Origin of the sequence: Winogradskyella wichelsiae (assembly GCF_013403925.1) — a bacterium.
Classification (GTDB): domain Bacteria; phylum Bacteroidota; class Bacteroidia; order Flavobacteriales; family Flavobacteriaceae; genus Winogradskyella; species Winogradskyella wichelsiae.
Window position 1 is genome coordinate 540,652 of sequence record NZ_JABFDJ010000002.1, and the last position, 18,944, is coordinate 559,595.

Annotated in this window: 14 protein-coding genes; 12 read left to right on the plus strand and 2 right to left on the minus strand. The window is 33.3% G+C overall.

Annotation, left to right across the window (positions count from 1 at the left end):
* The first annotated feature begins 3 nt into the window (after positions 1-3).
* The 9 genes from sufC (at position 4) to HM985_RS06035 (ending at position 8,696) form a co-directional block, all read left to right on the plus strand.
* The gene (gene sufC, locus HM985_RS05995; protein ID WP_179375374.1) at positions 4-756 is read left to right on the plus strand and encodes a Fe-S cluster assembly ATPase SufC; all 753 of its coding nucleotides are present in this window, start codon (positions 4-6) and stop codon (positions 754-756) included.
* 77 nt (positions 757-833) lie between these two features.
* On the plus strand, positions 834-2,147 hold the full coding sequence (gene sufD, locus HM985_RS06000) for a Fe-S cluster assembly protein SufD (protein WP_179375375.1): 1,314 nt from the start codon (positions 834-836) through the stop codon (positions 2,145-2,147).
* 59 nt (positions 2,148-2,206) lie between these two features.
* Positions 2,207-3,421 carry an aminotransferase class V-fold PLP-dependent enzyme gene (locus tag HM985_RS06005; protein WP_179375376.1) on the plus strand — a complete coding sequence of 405 codons (1,215 nt, stop codon included), beginning with the start codon at positions 2,207-2,209 and terminating at the stop codon, positions 3,419-3,421.
* A 45-nt stretch (positions 3,422-3,466) separates the two neighbouring features.
* On the plus strand, positions 3,467-4,291 hold the full coding sequence (locus HM985_RS06010) for an META domain-containing protein (protein ID WP_179375377.1): 825 nt from the start codon (positions 3,467-3,469) through the stop codon (positions 4,289-4,291).
* Between the two features lie 33 nt (positions 4,292-4,324).
* The gene (locus tag HM985_RS06015) at positions 4,325-4,747 is read left to right on the plus strand and encodes a SufE family protein (RefSeq protein ID WP_179375378.1); all 423 of its coding nucleotides are present in this window, start codon (positions 4,325-4,327) and stop codon (positions 4,745-4,747) included.
* Positions 4,748-4,818: 71 nt separating this feature from the next.
* Positions 4,819-5,145 (plus strand): DUF59 domain-containing protein, encoded by a 327-nt coding sequence (locus tag HM985_RS06020; RefSeq protein ID WP_179375379.1) that lies wholly within the window; start codon positions 4,819-4,821, stop codon positions 5,143-5,145.
* 13 nt (positions 5,146-5,158) lie between these two features.
* Positions 5,159-6,994 (plus strand): ABC transporter ATP-binding protein, encoded by a 1,836-nt coding sequence (locus HM985_RS06025; protein ID WP_179375380.1) that lies wholly within the window; start codon positions 5,159-5,161, stop codon positions 6,992-6,994.
* A gap of 18 nt (positions 6,995-7,012) precedes the next feature.
* On the plus strand, positions 7,013-7,519 hold the full coding sequence (locus HM985_RS06030) for a DUF2480 family protein (protein WP_179375381.1): 507 nt from the start codon (positions 7,013-7,015) through the stop codon (positions 7,517-7,519).
* 241 nt (positions 7,520-7,760) lie between these two features.
* Positions 7,761-8,696, plus strand: coding sequence for a DUF3078 domain-containing protein (locus HM985_RS06035; protein WP_179375382.1), 936 nt, complete (start codon positions 7,761-7,763; stop codon positions 8,694-8,696).
* Between the two features lie 76 nt (positions 8,697-8,772).
* Here HM985_RS06035 and HM985_RS06040 read toward each other — a convergent pair whose 3' ends face one another.
* Both HM985_RS06040 and hflX read right to left on the minus strand, forming a co-directional pair.
* Positions 8,773-11,043: a penicillin-binding protein 1A gene (locus HM985_RS06040; protein ID WP_179375383.1), complete on the minus strand. Its 2,271-nt coding sequence runs from the start codon at positions 11,041-11,043 to the stop codon at positions 8,773-8,775.
* Positions 11,044-11,058: 15 nt separating this feature from the next.
* The gene (gene hflX / locus HM985_RS06045; protein WP_179375384.1) at positions 11,059-12,270 is read right to left on the minus strand and encodes a GTPase HflX; all 1,212 of its coding nucleotides are present in this window, start codon (positions 12,268-12,270) and stop codon (positions 11,059-11,061) included.
* A 73-nt stretch (positions 12,271-12,343) separates the two neighbouring features.
* Between hflX and HM985_RS06050 the strand changes: the two genes are divergently transcribed.
* From HM985_RS06050 to HM985_RS06060, 3 genes are all read left to right on the plus strand, one after another.
* A complete protein-coding gene (locus HM985_RS06050) occupies positions 12,344-13,294 on the plus strand; it encodes an endonuclease/exonuclease/phosphatase family protein (RefSeq protein ID WP_246284961.1) in 951 nt (316 codons plus the stop codon).
* A gap of 225 nt (positions 13,295-13,519) precedes the next feature.
* On the plus strand, positions 13,520-18,004 hold the full coding sequence (locus tag HM985_RS06055) for a T9SS type B sorting domain-containing protein (RefSeq protein WP_179375386.1): 4,485 nt from the start codon (positions 13,520-13,522) through the stop codon (positions 18,002-18,004).
* A gap of 29 nt (positions 18,005-18,033) precedes the next feature.
* Positions 18,034-18,939 carry a PorP/SprF family type IX secretion system membrane protein gene (locus tag HM985_RS06060; protein WP_179375387.1) on the plus strand — a complete coding sequence of 302 codons (906 nt, stop codon included), beginning with the start codon at positions 18,034-18,036 and terminating at the stop codon, positions 18,937-18,939.
* Positions 18,940-18,944 lie beyond the last annotated feature (5 nt).

The window sequence follows — 18,944 nt, forward strand, 5'->3', positions numbered from 1 at the left end:
ACTATGTTAAAGATCAATAATTTACACGCAAGTATAGGAGATAAGGCCATATTAAAAGGAATAAATCTTGAAGTAAAACCAGGAGAAGTTCATGCTATTATGGGACCAAACGGTTCTGGTAAAAGTACTTTAGCTTCCGTAATTGCTGGTAAAGAAGAATACGAAGTTACTGAAGGTTCTATTTTATTAGAAAATGAAGACATCGAAGAATTAGCAGCAGAAGAGCGTGCACACAAAGGTGTTTTCTTATCATTTCAATATCCTGTAGAAATACCTGGAGTTAGTGTAACTAATTTTATAAAAACGGCAATCAACGCCACTCGTAAAGCTAAAGGCTTAGATGACATGCCAGCTAAAGACATGTTAAAAATGATTCGTGATAAATCTGAATTATTAGAAATTGACCGTAAGTTTTTATCGCGTTCTTTAAACGAAGGCTTTTCTGGTGGAGAAAAGAAAAGAAACGAGATCTTTCAAATGGCGATGTTAGAGCCAAAGTTGGCTATTTTAGATGAAACAGATTCAGGTTTAGATATCGATGCGCTTCGTATTGTTTCTAACGGTGTTAATAAACTAAAATCTAAAGACAACGCTGTAATTGTAATTACACACTACCAACGTTTATTAGATTATATCGTACCAGATTTTGTTCACGTTTTATTAAACGGAAAGATTGTAAAATCTGGAGGTAAAGAATTAGCACATGAGTTAGAGGCTAAAGGTTACGATTGGATTAAAGAAGAAGTAAACGCATAATTTAGTAAGTAGTAATAAGTCTATATTGAGCACAAAGCCCCTAAAGACTAACAACTAACGACTAACAACTGATAAACATGAGTTTAAAAGAAAAATTAGTATCGTCATTTATGGCATTTGAGGACACAGTAGATGTGAACTCGTCAATACATGACATTCGTACTGAAGCTATAAAAACTTTTGAAGCTGAAGGATTTCCTTCAAAGCGTCAAGAAAACTGGAAATACACATCATTAAATTCTATTTTAAAACAGGATTATAGTGTTTTTCCTAAGAGCGAAAATGCTCTTGAATTTAAAGATGTTAAAAAATATTTTATCCATGAGATTGATTCTTATAAAATCATTTTCATAGATGGAAAATATTCATCACACCTATCTCAAACCACACATGATGGTTTAGATGTTTGTTTGATGTCTGCAGCTTTATCTAAGCCTAAATACAAAGTAATTATAGACAACTATTTTAATAAAATAGCGACTAAAGACAGCTTATCTTCATTGAATACTGCTTTTTCTATGGAAGGTGCTTACATCAATATCCCTAAAAACAAACTTGTAGATAAGCCTATTCAAATTATACATTTTTCAACAGGAAACGAAGCGGCAATGCTATTGCAACCTCGTAACTTAATTGTTGTGAATGAAAACGCACATGTTCAAATTATTGAGCGTCACCAAAGTTTAACAGAAAACCCTGTTCTAACTAATAGTGTTACCGAAATATTTGCCAATAAACGTGCTATAGTAGATTATTACAAAATTCAAAATGATAAACCAAGTGCGTCATTAATTGATAGTACTTTCATTAACCAAAAACAAGAGAGTTTAGCAAAAGTCCATACCTTTTCTTTTGGAGGTAAATTAGTTAGAAACAATCTTGAATTCTACCAAAACGGAGAGCGTATTGATTCTACAATGAAGGGTATTACCATTATTGGAGATAAGCAACACGTAGATCACAACACCTTAGTACATCATATTGAACCTAATTGCGAAAGCCACCAAGATTACAAAGGTATTTTTGATGATAGCTCTACAGGCGTATTTAATGGTAAAGTTTTGGTTGATAAATTAGCACAAAAAACAAATGCCTTTCAAGCAAACAACAATATTTTAATCAGCGACAAAGCAACTATTAATACCAAACCTCAACTTGAAATTTTTGCAGATGACGTAAAATGCTCTCACGGTTGTACTATTGGTCAATTAGATGATAGTGCAATGTTTTACTTACGCTCTCGAGGTATCCCTGAGAAAGAAGCAAAAGCATTACTAATGTTTGCATTTAGTAATACGGTTTTAGACTCTGTAAAAATTCCAGAAATTAAAAACAGAATTACTCAGATTATAGCCAATAAATTAGGAGTAAATATTGGGTTTGATTTGTAAAAAGAATTCCAAACCTGTCTTGTTCTAACAACGCGACAGGTTTTATATTTAAAGAAACTATGTTCGACGTACAAAAAATAAGAAAAGACTTCCCTATCCTTAATCGTAAGGTCAATGGAAAACCATTAATATATTTTGACAACGCTGCAACATCGCAAACACCTCAGCAAGTTATAGATGTTATTGTAGATTATTACACCAACTACAATGCAAATATTCATAGAGGCGTTCATAGTCTAAGCCAAGAAGCAACTGATGCTTATGAGCAAGCACGTATTAAAATTCAAAAACATTTTAATGCCAAGCAACCCTACGAAATTATTTATACAGCAGGTACAACTCATAGTATTAACTTAGTTGCTAATGGATTTACTTCCCTATTACAAAAAGGTGATGAAATAATTGTCTCGGCTTTAGAACATCACAGCAATATTGTGCCTTGGCAAATGCTTTGTGCACGTACTGGAGCAGAATTAAAAGTTATTCCTATGAATGAGGATGGTGAATTAATACTATCTGATTTCGATGAGCTTTTAAATAAAAACACAAAATTAGTTTTTGTAAACCATATCTCTAACGCTTTAGGAACTATAAACCCTATTGAATATATTATAGAGAAAGCACACTCAGTCGGTGCTGCTGTATTAGTTGATGGCGCCCAATCTTGTCCACATTTAAAACCAGACGTTCAAGCTTTAGATGTTGATTTTTATGTTTGTTCTGCACACAAAATTTGCGGACCAACAGGAGTTGGAATGCTTTATGGAAAAGAAGAATGGCTTAATAAACTTCCTCCTTATCAAGGAGGTGGAGAAATGATTGCTGAAGTTACTTTCGAGAAAACAACTTACGCAGGTTTACCACATAAATTTGAAGCAGGAACACCGAATATCTGTGGTGGTATTGCCTTTGGAGCCGCTTTAGACTATATGAATCGTATTGGTTTTGAGCAAATTGCTAAATACGAAAACGAACTTTTAGCATACGGAACAGAGCAATTACTAAAAATTGAAGCTTTAAAAATTTATGGAACCGCAAAAGAAAAAACATCTGTTATTTCATTTAATGTTGGCTCCATTCACCCTTATGATATTGGTACTATTTTAGATAAAATGGGAATTGCTGTACGTACTGGTCACCATTGCGCACAACCTATTATGGATTTCTATAAAATTCCAGGAACCATCAGAGCTTCTTTTATGTTTTATAATACAAAAGAAGAAATTGACACTTTTATTGTTGCGCTAAAAAAAGCAATTATGATGCTCTCTTAGACTTTGGCATTAAAAGTGTAACTTAAACCGTTAAACACTTAATAGATGAAATTTTTACTTAGTTTCCTTACTCTTATACTAACATTTAGTTCTTGTGATTCGTCCAAAAAAACGATAGAATCTAACCTAGAAATGCAAAAAGATATACTTTCAGAAACCTACAACATAACTCAAGTTGGCTCTAATGATAATATTTCTACTGAAATAACATTATCTTTTGATCAGGCAACCAATAAAGTTACAGGTTTTGCTGGCTGTAATAGCTTCTTTGGCGCTTATAGTATTCAAGATAATACAATTAAATTTAGCAATATTGCAGCTTCAAAAAAATTCTGTCCTAATGAAATCGGTACTATAGAAAATCATTTTCTAAAAGCACTTAACACTACAACTCATTATTCAATTAAAGATAACACCATTACTTTATCTGATAATGAAAGTACATTAATTAAAGGGGCTACGCAACCAGTTGTTCCAAACAAAAATGATCAAGTTAATTACAAAACTAAACTTGAAGTTACCTACAAAACTTTTTCTAGAACTTCATTTGACTTTATTCTCATATCAGAATCTAGAATTTTAACTTCTAAAGATAAAGGCCTTCAAAATACAATTACAAATAAAACTGAAAGTAACGATTGGAAAGAAATCGATGCTTTAATTGAGGCAATAGATCTAAATACTATTTCAAAATTAAAACCGCCATCTACCAAACATCAATATGATGGAGCTGCACATACAACTTTAGCTATAATTATTGGTGACACAGAATACATGACACCTACTTTTGACCAAGGTAACCCACCACAGGCTATTAAAGATTTAGTTAATAAAGTGTTATCCATAAAAGAAAAACTAGCAAAGCAATAGCGATTTTGTAATTTTGCAATAAACAATGAGACTATGACTATTGAAGAAGTACAAAACGAAATTATTGAAGAGTTTTCTATGTTTGAAGATTGGGAGGAACGTTACCAATACATGATAGACTTAGGTAAAGACTTACCACTAATAGAAGAAAAATATAAGACCGAAGATAATATCATTAAAGGTTGCCAAAGTAGAGTTTGGGTACATGCCAATATGGAAGACGATAAAATAAACTTTAGCGCAGACAGTGACGCCATTATTACAAAGGGTATCATTGCCATATTGATCAGAGTATTTTCTAATCAGCATCCTAAAGCTATTCTTGATGCAAATACTGATTTCATTGATAAAATAGGCTTAAAAGAGCACTTATCTCCAACAAGAGCTAATGGTCTTGTAAGCATGATAAAACAACTAAAAATGTACGCTATTGCGTACCAAACACAATTAAGTTAAGACATTTGTTATCATCTCATTAAACTGAGAGCCTTTAAAGAACATATATCTTAACATCTAAACAGCAAATTATGAGCGATACAACCGTAAATACAGATACATTAGGAGAAAAAATATTACGCGTTATAAAAACGATCTATGATCCAGAAATACCTGTAGACATCTACGAATTAGGATTAATCTATGATGTATTTGTAAATGAAGATTATGAAGTAAAAATCTTAATGACTTTAACAACACCTAACTGTCCGGTTGCAGAAACTTTACCTTTGGAAGTTGAAGAAAAAGTAAAATCTATTAATGAAGTTAAAGATGCAGAAGTAGAAATTACTTTCGATCCACCATGGTCTCAAGAGTTAATGAGCGAAGAAGCCAAGTTAGAGCTTGGAATGCTTTAATTATAATTTATAAATGCCAAGAAGACATTTTACATCATTAAAAGACGATAAGAAAACTAATTTCAAATCGTCTTTTAATGCTTTAGTATATATTCCTCGATTTTTTAAAGAAATTTGGAAAGTCAACAAAGGCCTATTTCTTCTATCTGCATTCTGTAGATTAATAGGTGCTGTACTTCCTGTTATTATTTTATGGATAGGAAAACTGATTGTAGATGAAATTATCTTACAAATCTCATTAGACAATCCAGATTATTACACACTTTGGACTTATGTTGGGACGGAATTTGGTCTAATTATTCTTTCCGATTTAGTGAGCAGAGCTATTTCATTAACCGATGGTTTGCTTGGTGATGAATACAATATAACCAGCTCTATCACTATTATAAAAAAGACCAATCAAATAAATATTAGTTTATTAGAAGATTCTGAATTTTACGATAAATTAGAACGTGCCAGAACACAAACCAACGGTCGGGTTGGGCTTATGTCTAACGTGCTTTCTCAAGTACAAAGCGGCATTTCTATCGCGACACTTATTGCGGGTTTAATTTATTTTGAACCGTATTTAATTATTCTATTAGTTCTAAGTATTATTCCTTCATTTATAAACGAGGTACGCTTTAGCCAACAACAATATTCATTGGCACGAAGTTGGACTTCAGAACGCAGAGAACTCGATTATTTACGCTTTATAGGTGCTAACGATAAAACAGCAAAAGAAATAAAGCTTTTTGGCTTAACGGACTTTATTGTAAATCGTTTTCAAAACCTATCCGAAGAATATTACCAGCTCAACAAAACACTAGCCATTAAACGTTCTGCTCTTGGTTTTCTATTTAACGTTTTAGGTTCTATTAGTTATTACGGAGCTTATGTGTTTATTATCTATCGGGTACTTTCAGGAGCAATAACCTTGGGTGAATTAACCTTTTTATCGGGTGCATTTAACCGCTTAATGAAGAATTTGCAAGACTTCTTTTCTAAATTTACACGTATTTCGGAAAGCGCCTTATATCTTAAGGATTATTTTGATTTTATTGATATTTCAATCGTTTCGAAAGCAAAAGAAGATATTAAATTACCAAAACATATTAAAAAAGGCTTTGAATTTAAAGGTGTTCATTTCGCTTATCCTAATTCTGATAATGAAATTCTAAAGGGAATCACCTTCACTTTAAAAGCAGGCGAAAAACTTGCATTTGTAGGTCAGAATGGAGCAGGAAAAACCACATTAATTAAATTATTACTTCGCTTTTACGAACCCACTTCAGGTGAAATATTATTAGACGGCGTTAATATTAACCGTTTCAACATAGCCGAATATCAAGAATATTTTGGTGTTATTTTTCAAGATTTCTTTAGATATGAATTTACTGTAAAAGAAAATATAGCCGTCGGAAACATCAACGAAATAGAGAACCAAACTAAAATTGAAAATGCTGCGGAACTAAGTTTAGCTAACGATGTTGTTAAAGAATTAAAAAAAGGTTATAATCAGCAGCTAGGAAAACGCTTTTTTAACGGACAGGAATTATCTGGAGGACAATGGCAAAAAGTAGCCTTAGCAAGAGCATACATGAAAAATGCCGAAGTTATGGTTTTAGATGAACCTACTTCTGCTTTAGATGCAAGAGCAGAAAGCGACGTTTTTGAACGTTTTATTGGTTTAACCGAAGGCAAAACTAGTATTATTATTTCGCATCGATTCAGCACCGTTCGTCAAGCCAATCGAATTTTAGTTTTAGAACACGGTAAAGCTTTAGAAATTGGAACCCATGAAGAACTCATGAAAAACAAAAACCTGTATGCTGAATTGTTTACACTACAAGCAGAAGGCTATCAATAAAATAATTACCTTTAAATTATGGCAGAAGACATTATAAATAGAGTTGCAAGTAGCAAACTAAGAGTTATAGATTTAGAAGATTATTACCCTAAAGGGAAACGTGTTCTTTTTGATATCAAAGATTGGCTATTGGAAGGCTTTGTACTTCGTGAAAAAGAATTTAGAGCTTATGTTGCAGCACAAGATTGGTCGCAATACCAAGATTGTTTTGTTGCCTTGCATTGCTCTACGGATGCTATTGTACCAGATTGGGCATATATGCTTATCGCTATAGAATTAGAAACCTACAGTCAACAAACTATCATAGGAACTTTAGATGAATTAGAATCTTTACTTTACGCTCATATTATTTCTAACTTAGATGTTTCAGAATATGAAGGGTTTCCGGTGATTATTAAAGGCTGTTCTAATAAACCTGTACCATCAAATGCTTTAGTGCTACTTTCTCAAAAGTTAAAACCAATTGCTAGGTCTATTATGTTTGGTGAAGCTTGCTCTGCAGTTCCTTTATATAAGAAGCGATAGAACATAAGAAAATCATAAAATTTTATTAAAATCTATTTTTACATTGGCTTACTAAATGAAAACAAAATAATTTTGCACCTTGAAATATAAAAATGACGAAGCATTGTCTACTAGACTATTTCAAAATAGGTATAGCATTAAATGAATATGAATTGTGACTTCACATAATAAGTTGTGTCAAACAATAGAGTAATTTAATTAATGTAACCTAAAACACTAAAAAATTAAAATTTACCTTATTATGAATATCAACAAGAAATTATTTTTATCAGCATCATTAATGCTTGCCGTTAGCTTTGGTTTTTCGCAAACAAAAGAAGAATTACAAGCTCAAAAAGCTGAAAAACAAGCTGAAGCAAACAAGTTTCAAAGTGAGGCAAATGCTATACAAAAACAAATCGATGCTTTACCAGGTTGGAGAGTAGGTGCTTTTGGTACTATTGGTGGTAGCTTATCTGAATTTAATGATTGGTATTCTCAAGGAACACCAAATAACAGTTCGGGAAATATTGGTATTTCTTTTAATGCCTTTGCTAACAAAATTGAAGATAAATATTTTTGGAGAAACGCTTTAACTGCAAATTTTGCATGGGTAAAATTAGATGACAAAGATGACCCAGAAGATAGTGATTCTTTTGAATCTACTACAGATGTCTTTAATATTTCTTCTCTTTACGGATATAAGTTAACTGAAAAGATTGCTGTATCTGGATTAGGTGAGTACAGAACAACAGTATTAGACAACTTTAATGACCCAGGATATCTAGACCTAGGTATTGGTGCAACTTGGACACCTATTGAAAATCTAATCGTAGTGGTTCATCCATTAAACTACAACTTTGTTTTTGCTAGTGATGATACTATTTTTGAATCTTCTTTAGGTGCTAAAATTGTAGCAGACTATACAAGACAAATTGGTGCTATTCATTTTAAAACAAACTTATCTGCATTCCAAAGCTATGAGTCTTCTAATTTATCTAACGTAACTTGGACGAACTCTTTTAGCTATAAATTATGGAAAATGATTGGTGTTGGTTTTGACTTTGGTTTACGTAGTAATAAACAAGAAGCTTTAGATTATTCTGTTAATACTTTAGGTAACGTCACTGAAACTTTTGATTCTGTAGATAACAAATTACAATCTTACTATACTGTTGGTTTAACGTATGCGTTTTAACAACATCTTTTTATAAAATTAAAAAGCCTGTCTAAATGTGATTTAAACAGGCTTTTTTATGTCGTTATAATGAACTTTAGTTGAACTTTTTCTTCTTATCCTTCTTCTTAAACAAGCGTTTAATAAAGCCATCTCGTTTAGTTGGCTCACAATCTAAATCTTCTAATACTTTATTTGAAGGTTTTTCAAACTTAGCCCTTGTTATCGATTTATAGTCGTTATCCTTGTTTAACTTCTGATAGAATTTGGCAAAAATCGGTAAAGCCGAATTGGCACCTTGCCCCATTCCTGTAGATTTAAATCCAATACTATGGTTGTCATTACCAACCCAAGTTATAGTGACTAAATTTGGCGTTAAACCAACAAACCAACCATCTTTATTGTTTTGTGTAGTTCCTGTTTTACCTGCAATATCATTTGTTAAACCATAAGTGTTTCTCAATCGTGTTGCGGTTCCTTTATTTACCGTAGATTTCATCATCTCTAAAAGCACCTGCCTTGTATAATCACTAAAGGCTTGTTTTTCGGCAATTTCAGGTTTAAAGGTTGCAATAACATTTCCTGCTTTATCTTCAATTTTAGTGATATAATAAGGGGTAACGGATTTACTTTTATTTAAATAACTCGCATATGCACCTGTTAATTCTTTCAAATTAATTTCAGCAACACCTAAGGCTAAAGAAGGTTCTTCAGGCATTTCTTTTGTGATTCCTAGTTTTTCAACTTGCTCAATCACCTTTTCAATTCCGACTTCTTCTAACACCTTAACCGAAATGGTATTTACAGAATTACTCAAGGCTTTTTCTAGTGTATAATTGATATACGGATCTTCTTCAGAGTCTCCCGAATTACTAGGTGCCCAATCGTCATAATCCGTGTAAGTTACTTTGCTTAATGAAAAATAGGTACAAGGATCTAAACCATCATCTACAGCTGCTGTATATACAAATGGTTTAAAAGTAGAACCGACTTGACGTTCACTTTGAGAAACATGATCGTATTTAAAATAACGATAATCAACACCTCCAACATAAGCTCTCACAGCCCCTGTAGTTGGCTCAATAGATAGCATTCCTGTGTTTAAAAACTTTAGATAATGCTTCAAACTATCTAGTGTAGATATATTTTTAATCGTATCGCCTTGCCAAGTAAATAAATCTGTTGGTCGTTTAATGCTTAAAGAATCTTTAATTTGTTGATCGGTGAGTCCTTTTTCCTTGTAAGCTTTTACCTGAGGTAATTTATTAATTTCACTTTCTAGAAGTTTCCTATTTGTTTCCCAAGGTCCAAATTTCCCGTAAGAACTTTCAAAAGCAGCTTGCAATTTACTCATGTGCTCTTGCATGGCCATTTCTGCCAATTCTTGCATTTTGTAGTCTAGAGTGGTATGTACAATAAGTCCATCTTTATATAAATCATACTTTTCACCATTTGGTGTTTCTAAAGTATCTAAAATAGATTCTAACTGCTTTTTAACTTCAGCTCTAAAATAAGGGGCTAAACCTACATCGTGATTAAAAGAGCGATAATCTAATTCTAACTCTTGATCAGAATAATAAGTTAAGGAATCTTCAGACAGATAACCATAATTTTTCATCTGAAATAAAACCACATTACGTCGGTCTTTACTGCGATCTAAGTGTACTCTGGGATTGTAATAGGTATTCGCTTTTAGTGTCCCAACTAAAGTTGCTGCTTCATTAATAGAAATATCTTTCACCGATTTATTAAAGAATTTAAACGATGCACTTTCTATACCATAGGTATTATCGGAAAATGGAACCGTATTAAGGTATAGGGTTAAAATTTCGTTTTTAGAATAAACCTCTTCAATACGTTGTGCTACAATAGACTCTTTAAACTTATTAATTAGCATACTAAAAAATGCATAATTCTTCCTTCCATATAGATTTTTAGCCAACTGAAGCGTAATTGTACTTCCTCCTCCGGCTGATTTATCTTGAAGAATTAAATTCTTAACAAACACACGCATTAAACTAATATTATCTATACCGTCGTGCTCATAAAAACGAGAATCTTCTGTCGCAACTAAGGCTTCAATAAGATGTTTGGGTAAGTCTTCAAACTTTACAGGTTGTCTGTCATAAATATAGTATTTACCTATTAATTTTTCGTCTTTATCTAAAAGCTGCGTGGCTTGTTCTTGTTTAATAGAACTGATATCGTCTATGGTTGGAACTTTTCCAAAAAAACCAGCATATATGCTAATGTATAAACCAAAAAGAAATAATAAAATGGCTGCTATTAAAATAACGAGCCATTTTATCCATTTGCTTTTTAATATCTTTTTAATCGAAGTTTTAAAACGCGATTGGGAAGTATTCATAAAAAGGAAAGGTTTTTATTCTATATCTTCAACATCTGGATATAGGAAATGATTGTATGGAAAACGGGTCACATGGATTTCTCTGACTTCTTTATAAACACGTTTTCTAAAATCGTCCATGTTCTCTTTATTTAATGCTGAAATAAATAAAGCATTATCACCTACCCTAGACATCCATGTTTTTTTCCATTCGTCAATAGTAAAATTAGCTTCTGTGCGTACTTCAACTAAATCTTCTTCGTCAAAAGGTTCTGGCTCATAAGCATCAATTTTATTAAAAACCATGATAGTTGGCTTGTCTTTACTATCAATTTCGTCTAAAATCTGGTTAACCGAATCGATGTGCTCTTCAAAATTAGTATGAGAAATATCTACAACGTGAAGTAATAAATCAGCTTCGCGAACTTCATCTAAAGTACTTTTAAAAGATTCCACCAATTGTGTTGGTAATTTTCTAATGAAACCAACGGTATCACTCATTAAAAATGGCAAATTACCAATCACCACTTTTCTAACGGTAGTATCTAAGGTGGCGAACAATTTATTTTCAGCAAAAACATCACTTTTACTAATGACATTCATTAAAGTAGATTTACCAACATTGGTATAACCAACCAACGCCACACGCACCATTTTACCACGATTACCACGTTGTACGGCTTGTTGCTTATCTATAACTTTAATCTTTGCTTTTAGTAATGCTATTTTATCGCGTACAATACGTCTATCCGTTTCAATCTCTGTTTCACCAGGTCCACGCATTCCAATACCTCCTTTTTGACGTTCGAGGTGTGTCCACATTCCTTTTAGTCTTGGTAATAAATATTCACATTGAGCTAATTCTACTTGTGTTCTAGCATAACTCGTTTGTGCACGTTGCGCAAAAATGTCTAGAATAAGATTGGTTCTATCTAAAATCTTACAATTTAGTATGCCACTAATGTTTCGTTCTTGAGCAGGCGATAATTCATCATCAAAAATAACGGTACCAATACCATTTGCTTCTACAAATTGCCGTACATCTTCCATTTTTCCTGTACCAATGAAGGTTTTAGGATTAGGAATAGCCATTTTTTGTGTGAAGCGCTTTATAACTTCACCACCGGCAGTAAAGGTTAAAAACTCTAATTCATCTAAGTATTCTTTAGATTTTTCCTCATCTTGATTTTGAGTTACAACACCAATGAGTACTGCTTTTTCTAAATCTATATCTTTTTTTTCTATCATATTTAAAGTAAAGTACAAAGTTAAGCATTTGGTTTATCCCAATATAATGTTTAAAAACCTATATTTAATCCCTATGAATAATACACCTACAAATTACACTATTGCGTTTTATAATATCGAAAATTTATTTGACATAGAAAACAATAACCTAATAAATGATAATGACTTTTTACCAACATCTAGAAAACAATGGACAAGAAAGCGTTATGAAAATAAAATATTGAAATTAGGATCTGTAATTTCTAAAATAGGTAATGAAAACAGTGAAACGGCACCTATATTAGTTGGCTTAGCAGAAGTAGAAAACAAAAAAGCACTTTCTGACTTAATTAATAGTACTGATCTTAAAGATGAAAACTATAGCTACATACATTACGACTCTCCAGATGAAAGAGGAATTGATGTTGCATTACTATATAAGAGCGATATTTTTAAAGTGAACCACTCCGAAACTTTCTCAGTGTACCTTGAAAGAGAAAATGGAGAACAAGATTACACAAGAGATGTCTTACTAGTGCAAGGTGAACTTAATAATGAACAAATTAATGTGATTGTTAATCATTGGTCTTCACGTAGAGAAGGGATTAAAGAAACAGAATTTAAGCGACTAGAAGCTGCAAGTGTTGTTAATACTGTTATTAAATCATTAAAAAAAGATGATCCTAATGTAAAGATTATTGTAATGGGAGACTTTAATGACAACCCAAATAGCACTAGCATACAATCATTAGAAGACGAAAGCCTTCTATTTAATCCTTTTAAAACGGTTTGGTCTTATGATAATGGGAGTTCTAGTCATAATTTTCAATGGCAATTATTTGATCAAATTTTATTTTCAACCAATTTTTTCGACACTTCTAATTCTGGCTTAATTTTCAATAATGCTCAGGTTTTTAACAGTAAATTTATCACTCAGCAGCATGGAAAATACAAAGGCCAACCTTTTAGAACCTTTGTGGGTCAAAAATACCATGGCGGATATAGCGATCACTTCCCCGTTTTCATTGAATTGAAGACTTCATAAAACACAACCCCCACCATTGACCGAGTATAAATGTCGTTCATCTATTTTCATTATGTTAACAGTGTGTTAATAGGCCTTTTTTATATATTCGGGTTTGCATAGTATCTACCGTCTAACCAACGTGAACTATACAAATTTCAACCTTAATTCCCTGTTTAACTAACAAATGTCTTTATAATCAAATGGTTATAAAAAAACAAACAATTTTTAACAAAACGATTAATAATGAAAAAAATTACTCTCTTTTTATTTTTGCTTTCATTGGTTACTACCATTAGTATTGAAGCACAAATAACTACTTTTCCTTACACTGAAGATTTTGAGTCTGGTGATGGAGGCTGGGTAGCTAACAATACCTCTAATGGTACTTGGGCCTTAGGAACACCAACAGGTGCTATTATAAACAGTGCTGCTTCTGGTTCAAACTCTTGGGTAACGAATCTCTCAGGAACTTACAACACAAGTGAAAACTCTTGGGTAACAAGTCCTGTATTTAATTTTTCGTCTTTAGCTGCACCATCTATTGAATTAAATATTTGGTACGATTCTGAATTTAGCTATGATGGAGCTGTTCTTCAATCTTCTATTGATGGAGGATCTACCTGGAACAACGTAGGTGCAAATGGCGACTCAAACAATTGGTATACAGATAATACTATCGGTGGTTCACCTGGTGGACAATCAGAAGGTTGGTCTGGTACAGGAACAGCAGGAACAAATGCTTGGGTTATTGCAAGACATGCATTAACTGGATTAGGTGGTGAATCTAACGTAATCTTTAGAATAGCTTTTGGATCTGATTTTTCTATTGTGGATGAAGGTTTTGGTTTTGATGATATTAATATTTTTGAAGTTATATGTCCTGAGCCAACTGACATTGCGATAACCAATATAACTGAAACAACAGCAGATATTAGTTGGAGTCCAGGTGGAGCTGAAACACTTTGGGATTTAGAATGGGGAATTTCTGGTTTCACACCGGGCTCAGGTACTATAGAAGCTGGACTGACAACAACTTCATTTAGCCTAACAAGTTTAACTTTAAGTACTACTTATGATGTATATATAGTCTCTGATTGCCAAAGTCTTGGTACTTCTACTGTTGTAGGTCCAATAATATTTAATACACAGGTTCCAGGTGGCTCATGTGCTTCTGCATTGCCAATGGCAGTAGAAGTAGATTGCGATAGTGCAACACCAATAACTTTTGATTTTAGTATTGCTGAAGATACTGTTGCTAGTGGGGAAAATCCGTCTTGTGATGCCTTTGATAATTATGGTTATTGGATAAGTTTTACAGCTCCAGCAATTGGATCTGTTGTAATCAATTTTGATGGTGCAGCAGACAGTATTGGATTACAAGTATTCGAATCTTGTGGTGGAACTGAAGTTTCAGAATGTAATGATAATTTTTTAAATGCTGGCGATGATTCAGGTGTAATTGGTGGTTTAACACCAGGAGACACTTATTATGCTGTTATTTGGAGTGATACCCAAAGTGGTTCAGCAGATGTTTGTATTGAAGAAGGACCTACTTGCCCTTATCCAATCAATCTAGAAGCAACTAATCTTACTGAAAGTACTGCCGATTTAAGCTGGTCAGAAAACGGTGCAGCTACTTCGTGGAATATAGAATGGGGAATTTCTGGTTTCACACCAGGTACAGGTACCATGATTAACAACGTAACAACAAACCCATATAGTTTAAGTGGTTTAGAGCCGGACACAGAATACGATTTCTATGTACAAGCTATTTGTACTAGTGAAACTTCAGATTTTGCAGGACCGCTAACCTTCTTAACAATGCCACAAACTAATTTCACTATTGATTGTGGTGTAGGTCCATTAACACAAGATTATTGTTATGATAATAATGACATTAACGTTTTTACATTCACAAGCAATGATGGCACACCATTAAATCTAACATTTAATTCAGGTTTTGTGGAAAACATCTATGATGAATTAGTGGTTATAGACTCTGATGGCCTACCTTTTGACGGTTACGCACCAGAAGATGATAATTATGGTAATGAAGGTAATATTGCAGGACTTACTTTTCAATCTACAGGAGATACTATTTCGTTTTATATTAATTCTGACACAAGTAACAGTTGTTCTGATGGATATAACACTGGTATTAACTATACCGTATCTTGTGCTACATGTATTAATCCGCAAGCAACCTTCGCAGTTATTGATGATTGCAATAATGGTGAACAATTTTTAATTGATATTGCAATAGATAGTTTGGGTGATGCGTCATCCCTAACTATTACTAACAATATTGATGGTGATGCTATTCCTGTTACGGAAACAGGAACATATCAAATGGGACCTTTTCCATTTTTGCAAGATGTTATTATCTCGGTAAGTAATGATCAAGACTTTAATTGTCTCATTAACAGCCAAGTAATTCAACTTTTAGATTGTCCTCCAGAAAATAATAATCCATGTAGTGCTACTATTGCATTTGTAAATGATGATATTCTATGTGCACAGAGTACGCCAGGAACATTATTAGGAGCAACACCTACATCTAATATTGCAGATCCTTCATGTGGAGGAAACGCCGATGATGATGTTTGGTTTCAGTTTGAAGCTCAGAGTGAGTATCAATTAATTTCTTTAGCTAATATATCTGGAAGTGATACCTCACTCTTAGCACATGCACTTTATGAAGGTACTTGTGACAACTTAAATGAAATAGCCTGTGTTGAACTTGAATCAGACTTTTTTTCTGAGGATCTCCCATCATCTAGTGCTACACCACAACTTGTTATAGGAAACACATATTTTATTAGAATATTTTCATATAATGATTCTAATGAAGACACAACTTTTGATTTATGTATTACACCATATGTTGCACCAATAAACTTACAATGTGATTTGGCAGAGAACTATTGTAGTGGTAGTGATGCTTCTGATATTTTATATACCTATAATACTATTGGCTTAGATGGTGGAGCTGGATCAATAGGTTGCTTGTCTGAAACACCCAACCCAACCTATAGTGTTTTAGAAGTTGGAACAACTGGTGAAATTTTGATTGAAATGGTTCAAAACACAGCTTTTGATGCTAATGATAATCCTATTGGAGATGGGTTAGATGTCGATTTTATACTTTGGGGACCATTTGCAGCAGGAGAGGATTTATGTAATTTATCAACAGTAGTAGATTGTAGTTATTCTGCAGCACCTGTAGAAAACGTAACATTAACAAATGCACAAGCTGGTGAAATATATCTATTACTAATTACAAATTATGCAAGAGATGCTGGTGTTATACAAGTTAGGCAAACTAATGTTGGTGGTGCTGATGCCGGTAGTACAATAGCAGATATAAACGCCTCTATAGTTAGTGATGATGCTTATATAGATCCTAGTAACGATGATAACGAAACTGACATAGTATCTCTTTGTGGTTATACTTCTTTAACTATTGAAACAAACTCACCTTTCGCTGATGACTATATTTGGTTTAAAGACGGAGATGAAATAGCTGGTGAAAACTCTAGCGAACTGACAATTACAGAGTCTGGTGTATATCAAGTTCAAGCTTTTGACTCACAGTGTAATTCAAATGCCCTATCACAATTGGTAGATATTAGCTTATACAATAGCCCAGACCCACTTGCAGATCTAATAATTACAAGATGCCCTAGCTCTGATGGTAATGGAACCGTGGCATTTGATTTAGACGAATTCTCTGCTTCACTAGGTTTAGACGGTTATACTATTACTTATTACACTTCTTTAGCCGATGCTAACCCCGCAGTCAACGCTGTAACTTCACCATACACATCAGCCGGTGAAACGTTAATTATGAGAATAGAAGATACTGCGGCATTTAATGATGGTTATTTAGGTTGTCGTCAATTACCTGAAGTAGAATTAGTTGTCAGTGGTACAGCACCTGTAATAAACGACGTTGAAGACTTCATTGTTTGTGATGATTTAGATGGTACTGTAGATGGTTTTACAGAGTTCGATTTAGCATCTAATAATGCTTTAATAACTTCAGATACCAATATAAATGTTACTTATCATACTTCTTTAGAAGATGCTGATGTAGGTGCTAATGCTTTAACAAGCCCGTATACTAGTGGAGGAGAAACAATCTATGTTAGGGCAGAAGATGCAACAACAGGATGTTACGAAACCACATCATTCAACTTAGTAATTAACGTTGTACCATTAGCTAGCTTTGACCCTCAATACAATTATATTGTATGTCCAGAAGCAACATCACCAATTACAATTGGTATTGCACCAGAGAATTTCACAGCAACGGATGTTACAATAAGTTGGGAATTTAATGGAGTTTCTGTTCCTGGAAATGGTTTAACCTTAGATACCGTTTTATTAGCAGGTGATTATACAGCTATAATAGAATTTAACAATTCTACTTGTACAAACCCAATCACTATAACAGTTGAACAAGCTGAAATTTGTGAATTCCCAGAAGGTATCTCACCAAACAATGATGGTAAGAATGACGCTTTTGATCTTAGAGCCTTTGATGTTACTAAGCTAGAAATCTTTAACAGATATGGCACTAAAGTATACTCTAAAAACAACTATACTAACGAGTGGAAAGGTCAAACAGATGATGGTGAAGAGTTACCAGTTGGTACTTATTTCTACACCGTTATTTATGAAGGTGGAGCAAAGTCTAAAAGTGCTTGGGTATATATTAACAGATAATTAAATAACAGAATCAACTACTAATTATAATGAAAAAACTCACTATTATAGCGGTCTTGCTTTTAGCATTTAAAATGCACGGACAACAAGACCCTCAGTACACGCAGTACATGTATAATATGAACATAGTCAATCCTGCTTATGCAGGATCAAAAGAAAATCTTTCTTTTGGACTATTGTACAGAACCCAATGGACAAAAATTGATGGAGGTCCAGAAACAGGAACATTTTTTGGACACTCTCCAATAGGTAATAACATGGGATTAGGTGTCTCTGTAATTGCAGACAACATAGGACCTGTAAAGGAAACCAATGCTTATGTAGATCTGTCTTACACCTTAAATTTAGGTGGTGAACACAAACTAGCTTTTGGTATTAAAGCTGGTGCGACATTCCATGATATAGGATTAACGGACTTAGAGGTTATTGATCCTACTGATGATTTTTTCTCACAAGACATTAATACAACGACTCCTAACTTTGGGGCAGGATTCTTTTACTACACAGATAAGTATTACGTATCGTTATCTGCACCAAACTTATTATCATCAGTTCATTTAGATGATAATGGTACTAAAATAGGTTCAGAGACACAGCATTACTTTTTAACTGGTGGTTATGTATTTGATCTTTCACCAAATACAGAACTTAAACCTTCTGTAATGGTAAAATCTGCTTTTGATGCACCAACGTCTTTTGATGTTAACTTAAATGCTAGATTTTTTAAGAAGTTTGAAATTGGAGCATCTTATAGATTAGATGATTCGTTTTCTGGGTTAGTAAACTTTGCAGTTACACCTTCTGTTAGAATTGGTTATGCTTACGATGCTATAACTTCCGACATTAAAGAATATGCCTCTGCATCACACGAGATCATGTTATTATTCGATCTTAATTTCCCGAAACGTGTTTCTCGTTCACCAAGATACTTTTAATCAGT